Source organism: Promicromonospora sp. NPDC060271 (genome assembly GCF_042726755.1).
Lineage (GTDB): Bacteria > Actinomycetota > Actinomycetes > Actinomycetales > Cellulomonadaceae > Promicromonospora.
Window position 1 is genome coordinate 1 of sequence record NZ_JBHXBG010000259.1, and the last position, 5,073, is coordinate 5,073.

5 protein-coding genes and 1 pseudogene are annotated in these 5,073 nt (G+C 73.4%); 2 read left to right on the forward strand and 4 right to left on the reverse strand.

The window, feature by feature from the left end; all coding sequences use genetic code 11:
* The 3 genes from ACFWE2_RS24345 to soxR all read right to left on the reverse strand — a co-directional run.
* Nucleotides 1-366, reverse strand: a 366-nt coding sequence (locus tag ACFWE2_RS24345; RefSeq protein WP_377226786.1) for a type II 3-dehydroquinate dehydratase, incomplete at its 3' end; no start/stop codon positions are given.
* Nucleotides 367-418: 52 nt separating this feature from the next.
* A complete protein-coding gene (locus ACFWE2_RS24350) occupies nt 419-1,015 on the reverse strand; it encodes a hypothetical protein (RefSeq protein ID WP_377226787.1) in 597 nt (198 codons plus the stop codon).
* A 172-nt stretch (nt 1,016-1,187) separates the two neighbouring features.
* Entirely contained in the window at nt 1,188-1,676 is a 489-nt protein-coding gene (gene soxR / locus ACFWE2_RS24355) for a redox-sensitive transcriptional activator SoxR (RefSeq protein WP_377226788.1), read from the reverse strand.
* 125 nt (nt 1,677-1,801) lie between these two features.
* Here soxR and ACFWE2_RS24360 point away from each other — a divergent pair, with 125 nt between their 5' ends.
* Together ACFWE2_RS24360 and ACFWE2_RS24365 are read left to right on the forward strand one after the other, a co-directional pair.
* Nucleotides 1,802-2,851, forward strand: coding sequence for an alcohol dehydrogenase catalytic domain-containing protein (locus ACFWE2_RS24360; RefSeq protein ID WP_377226789.1), 1,050 nt, complete (start codon nt 1,802-1,804; stop codon nt 2,849-2,851).
* Nucleotides 2,848-4,380 carry an MFS transporter gene (locus ACFWE2_RS24365; RefSeq protein WP_377226790.1) on the forward strand — a complete coding sequence of 511 codons (1,533 nt, stop codon included), beginning with the start codon at nt 2,848-2,850 and terminating at the stop codon, nt 4,378-4,380. Before ACFWE2_RS24360 ends, ACFWE2_RS24365 begins: the two co-directional genes overlap by 4 nt.
* 243 nt (nt 4,381-4,623) lie before the next feature.
* Here the strand turns inward: ACFWE2_RS24365 and ACFWE2_RS24370 are convergent.
* Nucleotides 4,624-5,073: pseudogene (locus tag ACFWE2_RS24370) on the reverse strand (HNH endonuclease); the annotation flags it as partial.

Sequence of the window (5,073 nt, forward strand, 5' to 3'; positions counted from 1 at the left end):
CACCGAGTAGTGCCGGAACGACTCCCGGGTCGCCGGGTTGGAGAGATGTACCTCGACGAGCAGCAGGTCCGCGGTGGTGACCTGGGCAGCGGCGTCGCGCAGCGCGTACGAGTAGTGCGTGAACGCAGCGGGGTTGAGCACCACGTGGGCACCGGCGTCGACCGCCTCGTGCAGCCAGCCGACAATCTCCGACTCGCCGTCGGTCTGGCGCACCTCGACCTCCAGCCCCAGCTCCTCGCCCCACTTCGCCGCGGCGATCTCGAGGTCCGCCATGGAGGCATGGCCGTAGATCTCGGGCTCGCGGACACCGAGCCGGCCGAGGTTGGGACCGTTGAGCACCAGGACACGGGGCAGTGCAGAAGCCATGGCCGTGAGCCTAGCGGGCGTACCGGGATGCGGGCGCAGCGGCACGACGGCGTCAGATCTTGCCGCTCCCGCTCGCGATCCGGTGCCCGCCCGTCGCCTCGGCGACCCAGCGCAGCGCCTCGGGACGCAGCTCGTCCCAGCCCCAGAAGACGAAGGCCAGGCAGGTCAGCGCCGCGCCACCGGCCCGCCACTCGACAACCGGCGTAGCGACACCGCACGACCGGCACTCCAGGTCCGCCCCGCCGTCGGCATCCCCCTCGCTCCAGGCCTCCGCCGCGGCGTAGAACTGCCCAAGGCCCTCCTCGTCCGAGCAGGTCGGACCGAACTCCTCCGGCGGCCCGAAGAACTCTCTCGTGGCCGAGCAGCGCGGGCACGTCACCGAGCCGACGTCGAACTGCCCGCCGTCCTGCACCGAGCGGCCGACCCGGACCTCGACACCCCACGGCGACTCCCCCGACGCCGAAGCCTCCACGGTGTCGGCCCACGCAGGTCCCGCCGGGTGACCGTCGCCCCCGAGCGCCGCGTCCGGGGACAGCTCCGGAAGGATCACCCCGCGCGCGACCAGCGCCTCGACCACCCGCCGTCCGACCTCTGGCGCGTCGTCCTCGGTCGCGTCCAGGTCGGCGACCCACTCGTAGTACGTACCCACAGCTCTCCCTCGGTCGGCACGGCATCGGTGCCGCTCTCTGCCCTTTTCTGCTGGTGCATCCTGCCGGCGCTTCGTGCCGGCGGCGCCGGCGGCCGGCGCCTCCCACCCGTGCGGCTTTCTACCAGGCCCGCCGGCAGGACCGCTCGCAAAGTCGCCGGCCACCAGCCCGCCGTCATGCCTCGCCCGGCTCCAGACCCTCTACCAGGAGCGTCCGCGGGCCGGGGCCGGCCTCGGCGAGCTCGTCGTGCGGATTGGTCAGCGTGCAGCGACGCAGCGAGAGGCAGCCGCAGCCGATGCAGTCGGTGAGGTGGTCGCGGAGCCGGGAGAGCTGCTCGATCCGCGCGTCGAGGTCGTCGTGCCAGGCCTGCGAGATGCGCCGCCAGTCCTTCGCGGTCGGCGTGCGGTCGCCGGGGAGCGTGCCGAGCGCGGCGCCGATGTCCGCGAGCGGTATCCCGACGCGCTGCGACACCCTGATGAACGCCACGCGCCGCAGCGTCTCGCGCCGGTATCGGCGCTGGTTTCCCGACGTGCGCCGGCTCGTGATGAGCCCCTTGCGCTCGTAGAAGTGCAATGCTGACACCGACACGCCGCTCCGCGCGGCGAGATCACCGACCGTGAGCTCGTCCCGGTCCCACGGCACGGCGGGGTTGGGTGCTTCCACAGGTGGCCTCCTCAGGCTCTCCAGAACTCCGGCGACGGCGCTCCGACGACGCCGACGGACGCCGTCGGGCCCTCCGCGCGGAACGCGATTGACCTCAACTTTGGTTCAGGTTAGAGGATGACCGCATGGACGCCATCAGACACCACTCCTTCGGGCCGCCCGAGGTGCTCACGCTCGAGCAGATCCCGGACCCCGTACCCGGTCCCGGCGAGGTGCTCGTCGATGCCGTAGCGCACGGGGTACACCTCGTCGACACGAGCATCCGCCGCGGCGAGGAGGGCCCTCCGCTCCCCCTGCCGAGCCTCCCGACGGTCCCGGGCCGGGAGATCGCCGGCACCGTCTCCGGCGTCGGGCCGGGGGTCGACCCCTCGTGGACCGGACGGCGTGTCGCGGCACACCTCGGCCGGGTGCCCGACGGCGGTGGGTACGCCCGCCGCGTCGTCGTCGGAACCGACAAGCTGCACGTGCTCCCCGACGGTCCCGACGGCGCTCCGCTGGACCCGGCCGACGCGATAGCCATGATCGGCACGGGCCGGATGGCCGTCTACACCCTCGACATCGCGGTCGTGACCGCCGCCGACGCCGTCGTCGTCACCGGCGCCGCAGGCGGGCTCGGCACACTGTTCGTGCAGGAGGCGCTCGGTGTCGGTGCGCGCGTCGTCGCCCTGGCGAGCAGCGGCCCCCGGCTGAAGGTCCTGGAGGACCTGGTGGCGGGCACGGACTCCGGCTCGCGGCTCGCCCTCGTCGACTACTCCGTCCCGGGCTGGACGGACGCCGCACGAGCCGCCCTCGGCAACTCCCCCGCGACGCTCGTGTTCGACGGCGTCGGCGGCGACCTCGGGACCGCCGCCACGGCACTGCTCGACGACGGCGCAGGAGCCAACACGTCTGCTCCCGCGCGGCTCGTTGCCTACGGCTGGGCGTCCGGCGAACCCAACCGGTACACGTCCTGGGCGGAGGCCGACCAGATCGATTCTCAGATCGAGGTGCGCTACGCCGTCGGACCCGACGCTCCCCCGATGCCCGACCAGCGTCCTTACCAGGAGCGTGCGCTGGCCCGTGCGGCGTCCGGCCAGTGGCGGGTCGCGACGCACCGCGTGCCGTTCGCCGAGGCCGCCCGGGCGCACCGCGAGCTCGAGGAGCGCCGCACGACCGGCAAGGTGGTGCTGGTGTGACCGCGACCGTTCCTCCGTCGTCGTCGGGCTCACCCTCGGCGACTCCGCAGGCGACCCCACCGGCTCCGGCGCCGCCTGCGCCGTCCGGCACGCTGAGCCGGTCCGCACAGCGCCTCGTCCTCGCCGGGATGGTCGCGCTCTGCTCGCTCGGGGCGTTCGAGGCGCTCGCCGTGTCCACGGCGATGCCGACGGTCGCCGTCGAGCTCGACGGGCTGCGGTACTACACCCTCGCGTTCGCGGTGACCTTCGCGACCAGCGTGGTCGGGATGCTCGTGGCCGGACGCTGGTGCGACCGCAGCGGCCCGTCGCCCGCCATGTGGACCGGCGTGGGGCTCTTCGTGGTCGGGCTCGTCGTCGCGGGGACGGCGACCGACATCGGCACCCTTGTCGCGGGGCGCGCGGTGCAGGGCGTCGGCAACGGGTTGTACGGCGTCGCGCTGTACGTCCTGGTCGCTCGCGTGTTCGCCGCCGAGCGGCACCCGGCCGTGTTCTCGGCGTTCGCCGCGGCGTGGGTCGTGCCCGCGATAGTCGGGCCCGGACTCGCCGGGCTCCTCGTGGACCACGTGGGCTGGCGCTGGGTGTTCCTGGGCGCCGCGGCACTCACTGTGCCGGCGGCGATCCTGATGCGCCCCGGCCTCACGGCCGCCCGCGGCGACGGGCCGGATCCTGTGGGTTCCGCGGATCGTACGGTCTCGGGCGGGGAGGGTTCAGACCGCTCGGTCTCGGACGGGGCGGGATCGGGCGGGCCGGTCTCGGACGGGCCGGTCTCGGACGGGCCGGTCTCGGACGGGGCGGGATCGGACGGGGCGGGATCGGGCGGGGCGGCGCCGGGCGGAACGAGCCCGAAGGCGACCGGTACGGACGGCGACCCGCGCGACGCGGCCGCCGCCCGTCAACCGGATGCTCCCTCGCTGCACGCGCTGCGTCTCACCCTCGCCGTGCTCCGGGCCGGACGCGGGTTGCCGGCCGTCGTGTCGGTGCGAGCCCTCGTATCCGCGGCCTTCGTAGGCGCAGAGGTGCTGCTGCCCCTGCTTCTCGTGCACGAGCGACACCTGAGCCCTGGCAGTGCCGGCCTCATCCTGACGGTGGGGGCGCTCGGCTGGTCCGGGGCGTCCTGGGTGCGCGGCCGTGACCTGCTGCACCTCAGCCACGCCGGTTACGTGCGGCTGGGCGGAGGCCTGCTCGCTCTCGGGATGGTCGGTGCGGCCGTCCTCGTGGTCCCCGCGGTGCCGGCCTGGATCGGGATGGCGTTCTGGGTGCTGTCCGGCAGCGGGATGGGCTTGGTCTACCCCACGCTGTCGGTCCTCACGCTCGAGCTGGCGGCGCCGCACGAACAGGGTTCGGCCTCGTCGGCGCTCCAGGTGGCCGATGCCGTTGCCGCCGCTGTGGCATCCACCGCGACCGGGGCGCTCCTGTGGACCCTGCACGACGTCGTGGGGCTGCCTGCGTATGCAGCGGTGCTCGGGCTCACCGGCCTGCTGGCGACGATGACCGTGCTCCTCGCGAGCCGGACACGACGCGTCAGGTAATGAGCGGAACGAGGCGCGCGAGGCAATGAGCCGAGCGAGGCGCGCGAGGCGCGCGAGGCAATGAGCCGAGCGAGGTGGCCTGACCAGAGTTGTCGGGCCGCCTCCGCGGACGCCGACGGCGGTAGGTGCGGCGAGCGGGTGCGGGCGGACTCTCGGTGGGCCTGGTGGGCGCGCCGGGGCTTGCTGTCCCGCTGGGTTTGAGTGGTCAGGCGGCTTCAGCGGTTGTCGTGTCCGGCCGGCCGGTCAGGCGGCTTCGGGTGGGGCGTTGATGGGTTCGGGTAGGCGGATGCGGTGCCCGCGGGCGTCGGTGAACGCCCATCCGGTCTCCAGCAGGGCACCGGCCGGGGTGCTGGTGCTGGTGTCGGTGGCCGTGGTGGTGTTGGTGGTGGTGGGTTTGCCGGTCCAGTGCATGGTGATGCCCTTGGTGTCGACGAGCTGGTGGTGGTGCCAGCACAGCAACGCACTGTTGGTGACGGAGGTGTTGCCGCCGTCGGCCCAGTGGGTGATGGCGTGGTGGACCTCGCACCGGGAGGGTGGTTGGTCGCATCCCGGCCAGACGCAGTGCTGGTCTCGGGCGATGACAGCGCGACGCATCTGTCCGGACACGGTGCGTTGCGCACGACCCACATCCAGGACGGCGCCGTCGGGTCCGAACACGATCCGGGTCACCGCACTGTGACACGCCAACCGGCG